This window comes from Microlunatus sp. YIM B11417 (assembly GCF_059617205.1).
In genome coordinates this window covers 1960979-1977104 of the sequence record NZ_JCAMPJ010000001.1, presented here as the reverse complement: position 1 = coordinate 1977104, position 16126 = coordinate 1960979, and the positions used below count along the sequence as shown (strand labels likewise).

15 protein-coding genes are annotated in these 16126 nt (G+C 70.6%); 5 read left to right on the top strand and 10 right to left on the bottom strand.

Annotated features, from left to right (window positions below; all coding sequences use genetic code 11):
* Positions 1 to 109 precede the first annotated feature (109 nt).
* Positions 110 to 1042, top strand: coding sequence for a DMT family transporter (locus AC6CCG_RS09815; protein ID WP_496654316.1), 933 nt, complete (start codon positions 110 to 112; stop codon positions 1040 to 1042).
* Positions 1043 to 1048: 6 nt separating this feature from the next.
* On the opposite strand, the gene AC6CCG_RS09810 is transcribed toward AC6CCG_RS09815, so the two are convergent.
* Positions 1049 to 1861: a hypothetical protein gene (locus tag AC6CCG_RS09810; protein WP_496654315.1), complete on the bottom strand. Its 813-nt coding sequence runs from the start codon at positions 1859 to 1861 to the stop codon at positions 1049 to 1051.
* Between the two features lie 142 nt (positions 1862 to 2003).
* Between AC6CCG_RS09810 and AC6CCG_RS09805 the strand changes: the two genes are divergently transcribed.
* The gene (locus tag AC6CCG_RS09805) at positions 2004 to 3272 is read left to right on the top strand and encodes a hypothetical protein (RefSeq protein ID WP_496654314.1); all 1269 of its coding nucleotides are present in this window, start codon (positions 2004 to 2006) and stop codon (positions 3270 to 3272) included.
* Positions 3273 to 3374: 102 nt separating this feature from the next.
* A complete protein-coding gene (locus AC6CCG_RS09800; protein ID WP_496654313.1) occupies positions 3375 to 3788 on the top strand; it encodes a hypothetical protein in 414 nt (137 codons plus the stop codon).
* Here the strand turns inward: AC6CCG_RS09800 and AC6CCG_RS09795 are convergent, their stop codons facing one another.
* The 7 genes from AC6CCG_RS09795 to AC6CCG_RS09765 are packed head-to-tail and all read right to left on the bottom strand — an operon-like array spanning position 3789 to position 10505.
* Entirely contained in the window at positions 3789 to 4436 is a 648-nt protein-coding gene (locus AC6CCG_RS09795; protein WP_496654312.1) for an SDR family oxidoreductase, read from the bottom strand.
* Positions 4437 to 4447: 11 nt separating this feature from the next.
* Positions 4448 to 5092: an MBL fold metallo-hydrolase gene (locus AC6CCG_RS09790; RefSeq protein ID WP_496654311.1), complete on the bottom strand. Its 645-nt coding sequence runs from the start codon at positions 5090 to 5092 to the stop codon at positions 4448 to 4450.
* A 29-nt stretch (positions 5093 to 5121) separates the two neighbouring features.
* On the bottom strand, positions 5122 to 6417 hold the full coding sequence (locus AC6CCG_RS09785; RefSeq protein ID WP_496654310.1) for a sulfatase family protein: 1296 nt from the start codon (positions 6415 to 6417) through the stop codon (positions 5122 to 5124).
* Positions 6414 to 7430, bottom strand: coding sequence for a LacI family DNA-binding transcriptional regulator (locus tag AC6CCG_RS09780; RefSeq protein WP_496654309.1), 1017 nt, complete (start codon positions 7428 to 7430; stop codon positions 6414 to 6416). The genes AC6CCG_RS09785 and AC6CCG_RS09780 overlap by 4 nt, the downstream gene beginning before the upstream one ends.
* 2 nt (positions 7431 to 7432) lie before the next feature.
* Complete coding sequence (locus AC6CCG_RS09775) at positions 7433 to 8290, bottom strand: carbohydrate ABC transporter permease (protein ID WP_496654308.1); 858 nt, start codon at positions 8288 to 8290, stop codon at positions 7433 to 7435.
* Entirely contained in the window at positions 8287 to 9240 is a 954-nt protein-coding gene (locus AC6CCG_RS09770) for a carbohydrate ABC transporter permease (RefSeq protein WP_496654307.1), read from the bottom strand. Before AC6CCG_RS09770 ends, AC6CCG_RS09775 begins: the two co-directional genes overlap by 4 nt.
* Positions 9237 to 10505, bottom strand: coding sequence for an ABC transporter substrate-binding protein (locus AC6CCG_RS09765; RefSeq protein WP_496654306.1), 1269 nt, complete (start codon positions 10503 to 10505; stop codon positions 9237 to 9239). Before AC6CCG_RS09765 ends, AC6CCG_RS09770 begins: the two co-directional genes overlap by 4 nt.
* A 178-nt stretch (positions 10506 to 10683) precedes the next feature.
* On the opposite strand from AC6CCG_RS09765, the gene AC6CCG_RS09760 reads away from it, so the two are divergent.
* Positions 10684 to 12264: an ABC-F family ATP-binding cassette domain-containing protein gene (locus tag AC6CCG_RS09760; RefSeq protein ID WP_496654304.1), complete on the top strand. Its 1581-nt coding sequence runs from the start codon at positions 10684 to 10686 to the stop codon at positions 12262 to 12264.
* Between the two features lie 100 nt (positions 12265 to 12364).
* On the opposite strand, the gene AC6CCG_RS09755 is transcribed toward AC6CCG_RS09760, so the two are convergent.
* Positions 12365 to 13405 carry a threonine aldolase family protein gene (locus tag AC6CCG_RS09755; protein WP_496654303.1) on the bottom strand — a complete coding sequence of 347 codons (1041 nt, stop codon included), beginning with the start codon at positions 13403 to 13405 and terminating at the stop codon, positions 12365 to 12367.
* Entirely contained in the window at positions 13402 to 14787 is a 1386-nt protein-coding gene (locus AC6CCG_RS09750) for a class II 3-deoxy-7-phosphoheptulonate synthase (RefSeq protein ID WP_496654301.1), read from the bottom strand. The genes AC6CCG_RS09755 and AC6CCG_RS09750 overlap by 4 nt, the downstream gene beginning before the upstream one ends.
* Before the next feature lie 44 nt (positions 14788 to 14831).
* Here AC6CCG_RS09750 and AC6CCG_RS09745 point away from each other — a divergent pair, with 44 nt between their 5' ends.
* The gene (locus tag AC6CCG_RS09745; RefSeq protein ID WP_496654300.1) at positions 14832 to 16073 is read left to right on the top strand and encodes a cytochrome P450; all 1242 of its coding nucleotides are present in this window, start codon (positions 14832 to 14834) and stop codon (positions 16071 to 16073) included.
* Positions 16074 to 16126 lie beyond the last annotated feature (53 nt).

Here is a 16126-nt window from a genome sequence, read left to right as displayed (position 1 = left end):
GTGCCGTGACCGTTCCTCGCCGCCCCCTTCCAGATCGCAGTCGCGAATGCCTCCGCGGCCGTACCGGGACCGTGCCGGCGGAGCCGGGCCGGGACCTTAGGCTGTCCGGGTGAAGCTGGGCGGACGAGGGACGACGCTGGCGTTCGTCGCGCTGATCGCGATGACCGCGGCGTGGGGCTCGACGTTCTTCATGATCGGCGACATCGTCACCCGGATCCCGGTGCCGGACCTGCTCGCCGTGCGGTTCGGGATCGCGGCGGTGGCGCTGATCCTGCTGGCCGCGCCGACCGTCGGCCGGCCGAACGGGCTCCGGCTGGACCGCCGGATTCTGCGGGACGGCGCGGTGCTCGGACTGCTCTACGGCGGCGCGCAACTGCTGCAGACGTTCGGCCTCGCGCATACGGCGGCCAGCGTGTCCGGCTTCATCACCGGGCTCTACGTCGTCGCGACGCCGCTGCTCGGCGCGCTGATCCTGCGCACCCGGATCGGTCCCCTGACCTGGCTCGCGGTGGGGCTGGCGACGGTCGGGCTCGGCATCCTGTCGCTGAACGGCTTCTCGGTCGGGTACGGGGAGCTGCTCACGCTCGCCTCCGCCGTCGTCTACGCGGGTCACATCCTCGCGCTCAGCCGGCTCAGCAAACCGGGCGACGCGCTCGGGCTGACCGCCGTGCAGCTCGTGGTGATCACCGTCCTCTGCGCGATCTTCGCGCTGCCCGGCGGCATCCAGCTGCCGGCCACCGGCACCGACTGGGCGATCGTCGTCTACATCGCGGTGGTGGCCGGCGCGCTGACCATGCTGTTGCAGACCTGGGCGCAGGCCCGGATCGAGCCGACCCGGGCCGCGGTGATCATGGCCGGCGAACCGATCTGGGCGGCCGGGTTCGCGGTGGCGCTGGGTGGCGAGTCGATCACCTGGCGGATGCTGGTCGGTGGCCTCGCCATCGTCGCGGCGATGTATCTGACCGAGCTCGCACCCCGGCTGCGCCGCCGCGGAGCGGCTCCGCGGACCGCGGCGGAGCCGGCCGCGACCGAACGGACCTGAGCCGCCTCAGACGGCGCGGACGTGGAAGATGGCCAGCCGCGCGTTGTGCGAGTCGACGTTCATGTCAATGATCTTGGTGTCGTTCAGGGTGATCTGGACGTTCCCGTTCTTGCCGGGCAACCAGTGCAGCCGGTCGATCCCCGTACCGAACGCCTTCTGTTCCGCCGACAGGTCCGACGCGGTGCCGAAGTCCGGGCGGTTGGTGTCGGCGCCCCAGATCACCAGCCGATTCGCCTCGTGGTGGAAGCGCGACCGGGCCCGATGGATGTCCCGCATCAGCCACCACTCGTCCTGCAGGTCCGTGCGCTGGTCGCCGTTGAACGCGTTGGCGATGTAGTGGGTGTTGAGCACGACGAATTCGAGCTGCGAGTACGTCTCGTGCTGGACGACGACCTCGGTGAGCCAACGTTCCGGTGACCAGCCGGAGACGCCGGGGTGCGCGAAATGGCGCACCTGGGACACGACGACCCACGGCCGGCCGACGCAGATCGGGACCCGGAACGCCCTGCCGTCGCGCAGGAAGGCCTTGGTGTAGAGCGGCCCGAAGTAGTGGTCGATCATGTCGTCTTCCCCGGTATCGTTCGTGCCCTCGCCGATCTCCTGGAAGCAGACCAGAGGCCGATGGTCCCCGTCGGCGTTGCGTACCGCGTCGATCGCGGCCTCCCGTGCGCCGAGATTGGTCCGCCCGACGTTCGCCGTGATCACCGGCAGCCGGTACCAGTCGGTCGCTGCGTGTGCCGTTCCCGTGCCCGCGACGGCGCCGGCGAGAACGCCGCCGCCCAGTCCGAGTGCCGTTCGCCTGCTCACCACGTTGCTCATCGTCGAACTCCCGTCAGTCGTTGGTTGGGGACGAACTAGCTGAATCATGACGTGGATCGGCGGCCGTGCCAGCAATCCGGTCAAGATCCGCCATGCCGATCACCCTGCGCGCGACGGCCGTCGGGTTCGCTATGGTCGCGCGATGAGCCAGACCGTCGCCCTTGTGCTGATCATCGTCTTGGTGATCGGCGCCGTCGTGGCCACCGTGTTGATCATCCGCCGGCAACGTTGGAAGGGCCGGGTCCGCGAGCTCGGCTGGACCTTCGAGTCGTCGCCCTCGCTGGCGCCGGTGCTCCCCCTGGCCAACCCGCCGTTCGACCTCGGCTTCGACCGCAAGACCGATGAGTTGATCACCGGCCGGACGGCGAGTGGGCGCCCGTTCGCGGTGTTCGACTACAGCTACGGCGGTACGGGTGAGCGGCGGCTGGCCCTGGTCAAGCTGCCGCTGCCGTTGCCGGAGCTCTACCTGACCGGGAACGGGCCCCGGGCCGGCGTCACCGAACCGCCGGTCGACCTCGGGACGCCGTTCCAGGTGCTCGGCGCCGACCCGCAGTACGCCCGGACCGTGGTCACGCCGGGTCTGGTCCAGGCCGTCGACCATCTCGGCCGGCCGCCGGGCGCGGAACCGCAGGCGATCGACCTCAGCGTCGACGGCGACAACCTGGTCTCCAGCGGTGCGCCGAAGGACCCCGACGAGCTGCGCGGCTACCTGGACCGGCTGGACGCGGTGGCCGCCGCGTTCGACCCGGCGGCCCTCGCCCCGTACCGGATCGAGCCCAAGCAACCCCGGCTCGGCTTCCACGGCACCGACTGGACGCTGGTCGGCGTCGACAACTCGCTGATCGACCGATTCCAGGGCCTGCGTCCGTTCGGCCAGGGGCACGGCTGGAGCACCAGCAACGTGATCACCGGCACCGCCCGCGGCCTGGTGCCACTGGTCGCGTTCGTCTACCACTGGAAGACCACCCATACCCGTACGGTCTCCGACGGCAAGGGCGGCACCCGGACCGAGACGTACACCCGGTCCCACCAGCAGCCGATCATGACCGTGACGCTGCCGGTGCACACGCCGTCGCTGACGATCGCCTCCGACGGGGCGTTCAGCGGGCTGTTCGGGAGCGGCTCGATCGACTTCGAGAGTTCGGCGTTCAACGACCTCTTCGACGTGACCAGTGATCATCCGAAGTTCGCCCACGACGTGGTGCACCCGCGGATGATGGAGTTCCTGATCTGGGCCCGGCCGCCGCAGTTGATCATGACCCGCGGGATGTTGATCACGTACCCGAGCGTGCACGACCCGGCCGCGATCTCCCGGCTGGCCGACCTGATGACGTCCTTCCTGGGCCGGATCCCGGAGTTCGTCTGGAACGATCTCGGCGCCGCGCCGCCGGTCCCGGCTCCCCCGGCCTGAGCCGATTCGTCGGCTGACCCGATGCTTCGCTAGTCTCGCGCCTCGGATCGCTCCGCCGGAGTCGCCGTCGCGGTCCGACGACCAGACGAACAAGGAGTATTCATGATCCGCAAGCTGTCGATCACCCTGGCCGGCGCCGTCGCGGCGTCCGCGCTGCTGCTGTCCGGCTGTGGCGGCTCCGGCGCCGCCGAGACCGGCCAGCCGCCGGCGGCTCAGCCGTCCAGCCAGGCCCCGGCGAGCAGCTCCGCACCGAGCGAGAGCAGCGGCGGCACCGAGACCGGCGGCAAGCCGGCCAAGGAGGAGGTCATCGCCGGCTTCGCCAAGTACTGGGTCTCGAACGGCCTGCCGCAGGACAAGGCGGAGAAGATCGCCACCTGCATCGTCGACGCGATGTATGACCAGGCGAAGCCGAAGACGATGACGGCGTTCAAGGACGGCGAACCGACCAAGATGGACGCCAGCGACACGGCGGCCTTCAGCAAGGTCTCCGGATCTTGCGCGAAGGAAGCCGCCTGATCAGGAGGCAGCGACAGCCTCGGCGACCGGCGTCGGCCCGGTGATCAACTCCAGCTGACGCCGGACGCCGTGGCCCGTGATCAACAACTCGGTGATCACGGCCGCGACGTCGGCCCGCGGCACCCGGCCGCGTTCGGTCTGCTCGGCCAGGATGACCAGGCCGGAGCCCGGCTCGTCGGTCAGCCCGCCGGGCCGGACGATGGTCCAGTCCAGGTCCCGGCCGCGCAGGTCGGCGTCGGCCTCGCTCTTGGCCCGCAGATAGACCTGGAAGACCTCGTCGGAGTCCGGATCGAAGTCGTCGGTACGGTGAGCGGAGATCATCACGTAGCGGCGGATCCCGGCCCGTTCCGCCGCCTCGGCGAGCAGGATCGCGCCGTCCCGGTCGACGGTGAGCTTGCGGGCCGTCCCACTGCCCGGCCCGGCACCGGCCGCGAACACCACCGCGTCGGCGCCGGCCAGGTCCCGGGCCAGCTCGTCCGGACCGATCGCCTCCAGGTCCAGCACCAGCGGGATCCCGCCGAGCGCGACCAGATCGGCCGCCTGCTCGGGTTTGCGGATGATCCCGATCGCCTCGTGACCCGCCGCGGCGAGCTTCTCGATCATGATCAGGGCGATCTTGCCGTGCCCGCCGGCGATGGCGATCCGCATGTTGGTCTCCCTCAGAAGGTGTGTGGCTGGTGATCCCGAAGATCGGTGACCGCGGTCTCGGTCATGTCGGCGATCCGGCCGGCGACCAGCCCGCGACCGCGGTCGTTGAGCAGTTCGTCGTGGATCGGGAACGCGTGCGCGGCGCCGACCGCCCGGACGAAGTCGACGGTCTCCTTCATCGCCGCCCACGGACCGTAGGCCGGCATCGCCAGCACGTCGATCCCCTCCGGCGCGGTCGCGTACGAGTCGCCCGGATGGAACAGCGTCGGCTCGCCCTCCGCCCGCAGCACCAGACCGATGTTGCCGATCCGCGGTATGTCGCGGTGGATCTCGGCGTGCTGCCCGCCGACGGTCTCCACCGTGAACTCACCGACGGTCAGCGTCGTGCCGACCGGCGCCGCGGCCAGCCGGTCGGCGAAGGGCAGCCCCGCCTCGGTGATCGACGGCTCGACGTGCACCGCGGCGCCGGGGTTGGCCGCCAGCAGGTCCGCCGCGGCGGCCGGGTCGAGGTGATCGGGGTGGACGTGGCTGACCAGCACCGCGTCCAGGTCGGTCAGTCCGTGCCAGGCGGGCTCGAAGTTGCCCGGGTCGATCAGGATCCGGGTCCGTTCGGTCTCGACCAGGACGGCCGCGTGCCCAAGGTGGCTGATCTTCATGATCGCCACGGTACGCCACCCGGGCGGGTTCAGCCGGTCGGGGCAACCGCTCCGGTACGCCAGCGATCGAGCTCGGCCGACCAGTCCTGCGCCGCCGTGGACAGCTCGGCCAGCACGTCCGGCCGGTCACCCGACCGGTCGTGGACCTCCGCCGGATCGGCCTCCAGGTCGAACAGCAACCGTCCCGGCACCGACGGCGTGCCGAGCCGTTCGCTGGGATCGATCACCAGCTTCCACCGCCCGCGCCGGACCGCCCGCTGGCTCTCGTACGCCCAGCACAGGGTCCGCTCCGCCGCCCGGCCGTCCCGGAGCAGCGGACCAAGATCAACTCCGTCCACGTCGTCGACCGGACGGCCGGCGGCGGCCAGCACGGTGGGCAGCACGTCCATCATGATCGCCGGCTCGTCGCAGACCACGCCCTGCGGCAGCCCGCCCGGCCAGGACCAGATCCCGGGCACCCGGATCCCGCCCTCGAACAGCGATCCCTTGTGTCCGCGCAGCCCGCCGGTGGACCCGCCCGGGTAGGCGATCTCCTCGCCGCCGAGCCAGTTCCGCTCCTCGGCGGACGGTCCGTTGTCGGACGAGAAGACGATGATCGTGTCGTCCAGCCGACCGGTCCGGCGCAGCGCCTTGACGATCCGGCCGACCCCGTCGTCGACCCGGCTGATCATGGCCGCCATCACCTGCCGCTCCCAGGGCAGATGGGCGAACCGGGCCATCGCCTCCGCCGGCGCGTGCATCGGGTAGTGCGGCGCGTTGTACGACACGTAACAGAAGAAGGGATCCCGGACCTCTTCGAGGAAGCCGACCGCCTCGTCGGTGATCACGTCGGTCAGGTACTCGCCGTTGCGCCAGATCTCGGTGTCACCGTCCCAGAGATCGTGCAGCGGGTAGCGATTCCCCCAGTACATGATGTGGGAGTAGTAGTCGACGCAGCCGGCGCGGAACCCGAGGTGCCGACCGAAGCCGCGCCGCTGCGGTGCCGAGCCCGGCTCGACGCCGAGGTGCCACTTGCCGAAGATCGCCGTGGTCCAGCCCAGCTCCTCCAGCCGCGAGGCCAGCGTCGGTTGGTCCGGCAGCCCGGTCACCGTCCGGGCCGCACCCAGGATCGACTCGACGCCTGCGTGCGCCGGGTGCAGGCCGGTCAGCAGGGAGGCCCGGGACGGCGAGCAGACCGGCGAGTTCGAGTACCACTGGGTGAACCGGACGCCGCGCTCGGCCAGCGCGTCCAGGTGCGGCGTCTCGACGTCCGTACTGCCGTAGCAACCGAGGTCGCCCCAACCAAGATCATCGGTGTAGATGATCACGACGTTCGGTCCGCTCACTCCTGCTCCTCCTGAAATCCGTGCCGGACGTGCCCGACCGGCAGCATCCGGGTCTGCGGCGGCCCGTCCGCCCCCTCGATCCGGGCGACCAGCAGGTCGACCGCCTCGTGCGCCAGCCGGCCGATGTCGGCCTCGACCAGCCGCAGCGGGACCGGCGACAGGAACGCCGCGTCGATGTCCTCCGACGCGGCGACCTCGACCGTGGCGCGCGCTTCGGCGACCGCCTCGAGGACGCCGAGCAGCAGCAGCCCGGTCGTGGTGACGATCGCCGTGGGCGGGTCGGCAGCCCGCAGCAGCTCGGCCGCGGCCCGGCGCGCGGTCGCCGCGGCGCCGTGCCCGACGCTGACCAGTCGGGTCTCCACCGGCATCCCGTGCTGGTGCAGCGTGTCGTTCCAGGCCGCGTACCGGCGGGTCCCGGGGTCGGTCTCGATCTCGCCGCCGACGAAGGCGATCCGCCGGTGGCCGCGCCGCCACAGCTCCTCGACCTGGTCCACCACGGCCCGGTAGTAGTCGAAGGTGACGACGTCGGCGGTGATCCCGCCGCCCGGGAACCGGTCCAGGTAGACCCGCGGCACGCCGGTCTGGCGCTGCCGCTCGCCGTACTCGTCGCCGTTGGCCGGCACCACGATCAGGCCGTCCACCCGGCGGCTGGTCATCTCCTTGACCAGGTGCTTCTCCCGGGCCCAGGCCTTCTGGGTGACCGCGACCAGCAGCGTGCTGCCGTGCTCCTGGGCGGCCCGGTCCAGCTCGACGACGATCCGGGCGAAGTAGTGCGAGTCGACGTCGTCGACCAGCAGTCCCCAGGTCATCGAGCGCACGTCCGGCCGGACCGTCCGGGCCGAGGCGCTGGTCACGAAGTCCAGCTCGTCGACCGCCCGCAGCACCCGCTCCCGGGCGTCCGGCGAGGCCGGGCCGGAATCGTTCAGCACCCGCGACACGGTCGACATGCTGACCCTGGCCCGGGCCGCCACGTCGCGGATCGTCGGCGGGCGCCCCCGCAGTCCCTTGCTCACGTTCACTCCTTCACGCCACCGACCGCGAGGCCCGAGACGAGCCGGCGCTGGGCGATCGCGAAGAGCACGATAGTCGGCACCGAGGCGACGACGGAGGCGCACATGACCAGGTCCCACTGGGTCGTGAACTCGCCGAAGAAGTTGGACAGCCCGACCTGGACCGTCTTCAGCGTCTCGTCGGTCATCAGCACCTTGGCGAACAGATACTCCTCCCAGGCCACGATGAACGTGTTGATCGCGACCGTCGCGACGCCCGGCCAGGCGACCGGGAAGACCACCCGGAACAGCACCGACAGGGTGGAGCAGCCGTCGATCCGGGCCGCCTCGTCCAGACCCTTCGGTACGGTCTCGAAGTAGCCCATCATCAGGTACGTCGCGAACGGCAGCGTGATCGCCACGTAGGCGATGATCAAGCCCTGGTACGTGTTCAGCAGCCGCAGCTCGGAGAAGAACAGGTAGAGCGGCGTGATCAGGATGACGAACGGGAACAGATGGACCGCGATCACCAGCACCATCAGCACCCGCTTGCCGCGGAACTCGAACCGGGAGAACGCATAGCCGGTCAGGCAGGACAACACCACCGACGCGATCATGGCCACCGTCGCGACCAGCAGGCTGTTGATCAGGAACCGGCCGAACGACGAGGTGGCGAACAGCCTCCCGTACGAGTCGAACGTCAACGCCGACGGCAGGATCTGCCGCAGGTCGAACATCTCGGCCGCCGGCCGCAGCGAGGTCAGCAGCATCCAGGCGAACGGGAAGACCATGATCGACAACACCACGGCGACCGCCGCCAGCACGGCGATCTCGGACGGCCGGATCAGCCGGCGCCGGCGCCGGACCGGCACGGTGGCACTCATGATCGCTCCCGGCGCTGCAGCAGGAACAGATAGGCCAGGGCGAAGATCACCATGCAGACCGACATGATCAACCCGATCGCCGCACCGCGGCCGAGATCGTTGTCGACGAAGGCGTAGGTGTAGAGCTGGGTGGCCAGCACCTGGGTGTACGTGCCCGGTCCGCCGCCGGTCGTCAGCCAGACGTAGACGAAGTTGTTGAACGAGCCGATGGTGATCATCAGGCCGACCACACCGAGCACCGGGCGCAGATTCGGCAGCGTCACGTGCAGCAGCGACCGCCCGGCACCGGCTCCGTCGATCGCCGCCGCCTCGTACTGCTCCCCCGGGATCGCCTGCAGCCCGGCCATCAGCACGATGATCACGAACGGCAGCTCCCGCCAGGTGATGATCGCGGTCAGGCACCACCACACCGTGCTGGTCTGGCCGAGGAACGGGATGCCCTGCTCGATCAGCCCCCAGCGCAGCAGCAGCTGGTTGATCAAACCGGATTGGCCGTCCAGCAGCCAGCGCCAGGCTGCCACCGCGACGGTGGGCGGGATCATCCACGGGATCAGCACCAGGGTGCGGCACACCCCGAGCAGCCGCAGCCGGCGCAGCACCGGAGCGTTCAGCAGCAGCGCGACACCGAGCCCGAAGACCAGCCGCAATGCCACGGTGAGCAGGGTCAGCCAGAGCACGGTGTTGCCGAGGCTGAGCGGTGTCTGCGGATCTCTCAGCACGGCGGCGAAGTTGCCCAGCGCCACGAACGGGCCGTCACCCAGCGCGTCGTACGGCGTCACCTCGTGCAGCGACAGCCAGACGTTGTAGCCGGCCGGCACCCCGAACAGCAGGAGCAGCATGATCATTCCGGGCGCCACCAGCCCGTACGGCGTCAGCCGGGTCGCCCACGGCCGGCGGCGGGCCGGCACCGGGGCGGTGCCGGTCGGGGCGGCCCCGGTCGCGACCGTCACTGCCCCGCGGCCAGCTCGGCCTGCAGCTGGGCGACGATCGCCTCGGCCGCAGCCCGGCTGTCGGTCTGGCCGGAGTAGACGGCGCCGAACTGGGCGTTGGTGATCTTGGTGATCGTCGTCACCGGCACCGGGCCGGCGATGTAGCGGCCGAACGTCTCCGAGTGTGGCAGCTGCTGCTGGTAGCCCTCCTCGCCCTCGGGCACCTTCATCGAGGTCAGCACGCTGGTCGCCGCCGGGTACTGATCGATCTCGGTGAACGCCTCGGCGCTGTTCAGATAGCGGATGAACTCCCAGGCCTGCTCCGGATGATCACTGGACGCGTTGATGCCGAGCATCCGGCCACCCAGGTGACTGTTGCCGTCCTTCAGCGCCTCGGGCATCGGCGCGGTGCGCAGCGAGGAGTCGAGTTCCTTGGCCTTGCGGAACGTCTGCGGCGCCATCAGCGTCATCGCGCAGGTGCCGCGGGCCAGTCCGTCGACGATCTGCGGATCGGTCAGCGACGCGACGGCGATCATGGACTTGGCGGTGCCGCCGTCGGTGAACAGCCCGTTGAACCAGTCGATCGCCTGCTGCAGCTGCTCGGCCGTCGCACCGACCTGCCAGGTGCCGCCCTCGTTCTTGATCAAGGTCGCGCCGTGCGACCAGAGGTAGTAGTTGATCGCGAACCACTGGCCGGAGTCCGGACCGCTGGCGCCGGGCAGGCAGAAGCCGGACCGCTTCGCCTTCACGTCCGACAGCTGCTTCGCCTGGTCGGCCAGCTGCTCCCAGGTGGTCGGCGGCTTCAGCCCGGCGTCGGCCAGCAACTCCGGCCGGTACGCCAGCGCGAACGTGTCGACCGTCCACGGCAGGGCCCAGGTCTTCTCCTCGAACCGGGCCAGGTCGAGCGCCAGGTAGTCCTCCACCGGCGTCTCCGGCGCGGACGTCGCCGCGAGCTCGTCCAGCGGACGCAGGATCTTGGGCTTGGCCAGGTCCTTGACGTTGACGTTGGCGATCTGGACGACGTCCGGACCGGACCCGGAGTTGGCCTCCCGGGCGAACTGCTGAGCACTGTCCGGCCCGGACAGCGTCTCCAGCTTCACCTGGGTCTCGGGATGCTTCTCGTTCCAGGCCTGGACCGCCGCCTGCAGGCCGGCCGTCTCGGCCGGCGGGTCGAACTGCCGGAAGGTCAGCGTCACCGGTCCGTCCGCCGTACCGCCGCCGCCACAGGCCGACAGGGCCGCCGCGGCGACCAGCGCGCCGGTCGCCAGAAGTGCACCAAGTCTCATGTCAGATCCGCCTCGATCCCCTCAACGATGCCTGGGCCCAACCGTAGAGTGGAAACGTTCTCACCACAAGAGTTTGCTTATCTGTCTGAGATTTGGTCGCAGCTGTACGGACATTCTGGAAACGTCACCATCGAAATTCAGTCGCTCCGGGGCGGGCCTGCCGGAAGACTGTCCCGCCATGGGCCATGTCGAGGTGTCAGGCGTCGACTACCGACTCCCCGACGGGCGGCGACTGCTCGCCGAGGTCGGCTTCCGGGTCGGTGACGGCGCCAACGTGGCGCTGGTCGGTGCGAACGGCTGCGGCAAGACGACCCTGCTCAAGATCATCGCCGGCCACCTGGACCCGGACGCCGGCGCGGTCACGACCAGCGGCGGGCTCGGCGTGATGCGCCAGTTCGCCGGGTCGGGCACCGAGACCGTACGCGAACTGCTGTTGTCGGTGTCACCGCCGCGGCTGCGGGCCGCCGCTGCCGCCGTGGACCGGGCCGAGCTGGCGGCGATGGAACGCGACGACGAGGCCACCCAGCTGGGCTATGCGACGGCGCTCGCCGAGTGGTCCGACGCCGGCGGCTACCAGGCCGAGGTGCTCTGGGACATCTGCTGTACGGAGGCGTTCGGCGTCCCGTACGACCGGGCCAAGTATCGCGAGCTGGGCACGCTGTCCGGCGGCGAGCAGAAGCGGCTGGTGCTGCGGGTGCTGCTGCGCAACCCGGACCAGGTGCTGGTGCTCGACGAGCCGGACAACTACCTCGACGTGCCGACCAAGCGGTGGCTCGAGGAGCAGCTCAACGAGACCCCGAAGACCGTCCTGTACGTCAGCCACGACCGCGAGCTGCTGGCCAACACCGCCGACCAGATCGTCACCCTGGAGGGCGGTGCGGCCGGCAACACGGCCTGGACGCACGGCGGTGGCTTCGCGACCTACCACCAGGCCAGGCTGGACCGCCACGAGCGGTACGCCGAGCTGGGCCGCCGCTGGGAGGAGCACCGGTCCCGGCTCGCCGACCTGGTCCAGACGCTGCGGCTGGCCAAGTCGCCGAAGGTCCAGGCCGCGGTGACCCGGCTGCGCCGGCACGAGGCGGTCCGGCCGCCGGAGCCGCCGCGCCAGCAGAGCCTGCGGATGCGGCTGCCCGGTGGCCGGACCGGGGTCCGTGCGCTGACCTGCGCCGGGCTGTCGCTGACCGGGCTGACCGAGTCGTTCGACCTGGAGGTGTACTACGGCGAGCGGGTCGCGGTGCTGGGCGGCAACGGCACCGGCAAGAGCCACTTCCTGCGGCTGCTGGCGGGCTGGCCGGAGCCGGACGCGGTCGCCAACACCGGGTCCTGGAAGCTCGGCGCGCGGGTCGTCCCCGGGCACTTCTCGCAGACCCACGAGCACCCGGAGCTGGCCGGCCGCACCCTGCTCGACATCCTCTGGACCGACTGCTCACTGCGGTCCGAGGAGGCGGCCCGGGTGCTCAACCGGTACGAGCTCGTCGCCGCCCGCGAGCAGCCCTTCGACACCCTGTCCGGCGGCCAGCAGGCCCGCTTCCAGATCCTGCTGCTCGAGCTGTCCGGCGCGACGATGCTGCTGCTCGACGAGCCGACCGACAACCTCGACGTCGCCTCGGCCGACGCCCTGCAGGCGGCCTTGGACGAGTTCGACGGCACCGTCCTCGCGGTCACCCACGACCGCTGGTTCGTCCGCGGCTTCGACCGCTTCGTCCAGTTCGGCGGCGACGGCCGAGTCAGCGAAACCGCCGAGCCTGTCTGGACCTGACCCGCCACGACATTCCCTGAGCTTGTCGAAGGGCAAGGCCACAGCTGGCTAGGCCCTTCGACAGGCTCAGGGCACGTCCTCCGCAAGCCCTTCGCCAGGCTCAGGGCGCGGTGGTCAGCAGGGTGCCGATGATCTTTCCGGCGGCGGCACACGAGGCCGAGTCGACGTCGAGGTGGGTGACGGCTCTGATCATGCGGGCGCCGAGCGCGGAGACCCGGACGCCCTGTTCCGCGGCCGCGGCGGCGATCGGCCCGGCCGGCCGGTCCCCCGTGTCGATGATCACGATGTTCGTCTCGACGGTGTCCGGGTCCACGGCCGCCGGCGCGCTCTCGGCCACCGCGTCGGCGAACGCCCGGGCCGCGGCATGATCATCGGCCAGCCGGTCCACGTGATGATCAAGTGCGTACAAGGCCGCTGCGGCAAGGATTCCCGCCTGCCGCCAGCCCGCGCCGAGCCGCTTCCGCAGCACCCGGGCCCGCGCGATCCGGTCCGCGTCGGCCACCAGCACCGAGCCCACCGGAGCGCCGAGTCCCTTGGAGAAGCAGACGCTGACCGTGTCGAAGAGCCGGCCGTAGTCGATCAAGGGCGTGCCGGTCGCGACGTGGGCGTTCCAGAGCCGGGCACCGTCCAGGTGCAGCCCGAGACCATGATCACGACCGAGCTCGGAGACCGCGCGGAGTTGCTCCAGCGGCTGCACCGTACCGCCGCCGAAGTTGTGCGTGTTCTCCACCGCGACCGCCGCGGTGGACACCAGATAGGGGCCGGCGTTCGGCGAGATGATCTTGGCGACCTCGGCCACGTCGACCCGGCCGCGGTCGGACGGGAAGGTCCGCATGGTCAACCCGCCGAGCGCGCCGTGGGCCCCCATCTCGGCCCGGGCGATGTGCGCCTCGACGTCGCAGACGACCTCCTGGCCCGGCTCGACCAGCAGCCGTACGCCGAGCAGGTTGGCCAGCGACCCGGTCGCACAGAACAGCCCCGCCTCGTGCCCGAGCAGTTCGGCGACGCGCCGCTCGAGCGCGACCACGGTCGGGTCCTCGCCGTACACGTCGTCGCCGACCTCGGCCATGATCATGGCCTGCCGCATCGCCTCGGTCGGACGCGTCACCGTGTCCGACCGAAGATCGATGATCTTGCTCATTCGTCGGCTTGGAAGGCCTGCACCGGATTCGGCCGCTTGATCCGGCCGGTGGTCAGCCGTTCGGCGACCAGGAAGGCCAGCTCCAGCGACTGGTTCCGGTTCAGCCGCGGGTCGCACAGCGTCTCGTACCGGTTGGCCAGGTCCGCCTCGACCAGGTCGTCGCCGCCGCCCAGGCACTCGGTGACGTCGTCGCCGGTCAGCTCGACATGCACGCCGCCCGGCCAGGTGCCGAGTTCCTCGTGGACGTCGAAGAAGCCGTTCAACTCGTCGATCACGTCCGCGAACGCCCGGGTCTTGTAGCCGTTGGCCGACTCGAACGTGTTGCCGTGCATCGGGTCGCAGACCCAGGTCACCTGGCGGCCGCTGGCGGTCACCTTCTCCACCACGTCCGGCAGCACGTCCCTGATCTTGCCGGCGCCCATCCGGGTGATGAACGTGATCCGGCCGGGCTCCTGCTCCGGGTCGAGCCGGTCGGCCAACTGCAGCGCGGTGTCGGCGGTGGTGGTCGGGCCGAGCTTGACGCCGAGCGGGTTGCGGACGTGCCGGAGCAGTTCGACGTGGGCACCGTCCAACTGGCGGGTCCGCTCCCCGATCCAGAGGAAGTGGCCGGACACGTCGTACGGCAGCTGGGTGCGGGAGTCGATCCGGGTCAGCGCGTGCTCGTACTCCAGGCTCAGGGCCTCGTGGCTGGAGTAGAAGTCGACGGTCCGGAACTCCTCGTCGTCGATGCCGCAGGCCACCATGAACGCCAGCGCCCGGTCGATCTCGTCGGCCAGGTTCTGGTAGCGCACGCCGGCTGCGGAGGTCTTGACGAAGTTGGCGTTCCAGCTGTGCACGCTGCGCAGGTGGGCGAAGCCGCCGGTGACGAACGCCCGGGTCAGGTTGAGCGTGGCCGCGGAGGCGTTGTACGTGTCCAACAGCCGGCGTGGGTCGTGCACCCGGGACTCCGGCGTGAAGGCGAAGCCGTTGACCGAGTCGCCGCGGTAGGCCGGCAGCGTCACGCCGTCGCGGGTCTCGGTGTCGGAGCTGCGCGGCTTGGTGTACTGCCCGGCCATCCGGCCGACCTTGACGATCGGCACCTGCGCCGCGTACGTGAGCACAACGGCCATCGACAGCAACGTACGCAGCTTGCCCTGGATGTTGGCCGCGGTCACCCCGGCGAACGTCTCGGCGCAGTCCCCGCCCTGCAGCAGGAACGCCTCGCCCGCCGCCGCGCTGGCCAGTTTCGCCCGCAGGTCGTCGCACTCGCCGGCGAACACCAGCGGCGGCAGCGCACGCAGCCGGGCGACGACCTCGGCGACCTGCTCCGCGTCGGGATAGCTCGGCTGTTGCAGCGGCTTCAGGGCATGCAGTGAGTCGAGCGAGGGAAGGGTTACGGACACGGGGCTACTGTAGACGGTCCAGCACGGCGGGAAGGACGGCGACCATGGCAGGACAGGCGGCCTTTGTCCGGGAGTTCCTCAAGGAACGAGCGACGATCCTGATCAACGGCCGGCTGCGGGGTGACCCGCTGGCGCTGCTGCACCTGGACGAGGGCCGGGTCGACCCGTACCCCCTCTATGAGCGGGTTCGGGCGGCAGGCCCGCTGACCCTGTCCAGGCTCGGGGTGTTCACCACCGCCGACCACGCGATCTGCGACCAGGTGCTGCGCGACCGCCGGTTCGGGGTCGGCGGCCGGGTGGTCGACGACACCGCCGAGCTGTCCTTCCTGGAGATGAACCCGCCGGACCACACCCGGCTGCGCCGGTTCGCGGCGCCGACCTTCAGCCCGCGCGCCATCGCCGGCTTCGACGCCACGATCACGACGGTGGTCGGGCAGCTGCTGGACCGGGTGCCGACCGGCCGTCCGTTCGATCTGGTGGCCGACTTCGCCGCACCGATGCCGATCGCGGTGATCACCGAACTGCTCGGCATCCCGGACGCCGACGCCGAGGAGTTCTCCCGGTACGGGACCGTCTTCGGCAGCGCTCTCGGCGGGCTGCAGTCGCTGCGGCACGTGAGCCAACTGCTGGACGCGAAGAAGCAGCTGGAGCGGATCTTCACCCGGCTGTTCGACCTGAAGCGGGCCGAGCCCGGCGACGACGTGATCAGCCGGCTGGTGGCCGCGGAGGGGGACAAGGTCCGGCCCGAGGAGATGGTGCCGCTGTGCACCCTGCTGCTGATCGCCGGCTTCGAGACCACCGTCAACCTGATCGGCAACACCACCCTGGCGCTGCTCCGACACCCCGAGGCCTGGCACCGGGTGGCCGCGGAGCCGGACCTCGCGACCGCCGCGATCGAGGAGACCCTGCGCTACGACGCGCCGGTGCAGCGGACCGGCCGGATGGCGCTGGACGACGTCGAGATCGCCGGCCGGATCGTCCGCAAGGGCGAGTACGTGGTGACCCTGCTCGGCGGGGCGAACCGGGACCCGAAGGTGTTCGACCGCCCGGCCCGGTTCGACCTGGATCGGCCCAACGCCCATGATCATCTCGGTTTCTCCAGCGGCATCCACTACTGCGTCGGCGCGCCGCTGGCCAAGCTCGAGGCCCGGATCGCGATCCAGCAGATCACCCAGCGCTTCGGCAACCTGGCCATGATCAAACCCGGCGTGCGGCGCCCCGGCAGCCTGATCCGCGGGATGTCCAGCTTCCCCGTCGTGGGCTACCCCGTCCTCAGCCGGGCCTGACCCCGCGCCGGCCCGCCGCCCGCGCTCCCGGAGCCGGGAGGCGGACCGGATGA

Bases quoted from the DNA above. Each gene is read 5' to 3' on its own strand.
- AC6CCG_RS09810 (WP_496654315.1), bottom strand. From the start codon at position 1,861: ATGAGCAACGTGGTGAGCAGGCGAACGGCACTCGGACTGGGCGGCGGC.
- AC6CCG_RS09805 (WP_496654314.1), top strand. From the start codon at position 2,004: ATGAGCCAGACCGTCGCCCTTGTGCTGATCATCGTCTTGGTGATCGGC.
- AC6CCG_RS09800 (WP_496654313.1), top strand. From the start codon at position 3,375: ATGATCCGCAAGCTGTCGATCACCCTGGCCGGCGCCGTCGCGGCGTCC.
- AC6CCG_RS09795 (WP_496654312.1), bottom strand. From the start codon at position 4,436: ATGCGGATCGCCATCGCCGGCGGGCACGGCAAGATCGCCCTGATCATG.
- AC6CCG_RS09790 (WP_496654311.1), bottom strand. From the start codon at position 5,092: ATGAAGATCAGCCACCTTGGGCACGCGGCCGTCCTGGTCGAGACCGAA.
- AC6CCG_RS09775 (WP_496654308.1), bottom strand. From the start codon at position 8,290: ATGAGTGCCACCGTGCCGGTCCGGCGCCGGCGCCGGCTGATCCGGCCG.
- AC6CCG_RS09765 (WP_496654306.1), bottom strand. From the start codon at position 10,505: ATGAGACTTGGTGCACTTCTGGCGACCGGCGCGCTGGTCGCCGCGGCG.
- AC6CCG_RS09760 (WP_496654304.1), top strand. From the start codon at position 10,684: ATGGGCCATGTCGAGGTGTCAGGCGTCGACTACCGACTCCCCGACGGG.
- AC6CCG_RS09755 (WP_496654303.1), bottom strand. From the start codon at position 13,405: ATGAGCAAGATCATCGATCTTCGGTCGGACACGGTGACGCGTCCGACC.
- AC6CCG_RS09745 (WP_496654300.1), top strand. From the start codon at position 14,832: ATGGCAGGACAGGCGGCCTTTGTCCGGGAGTTCCTCAAGGAACGAGCG.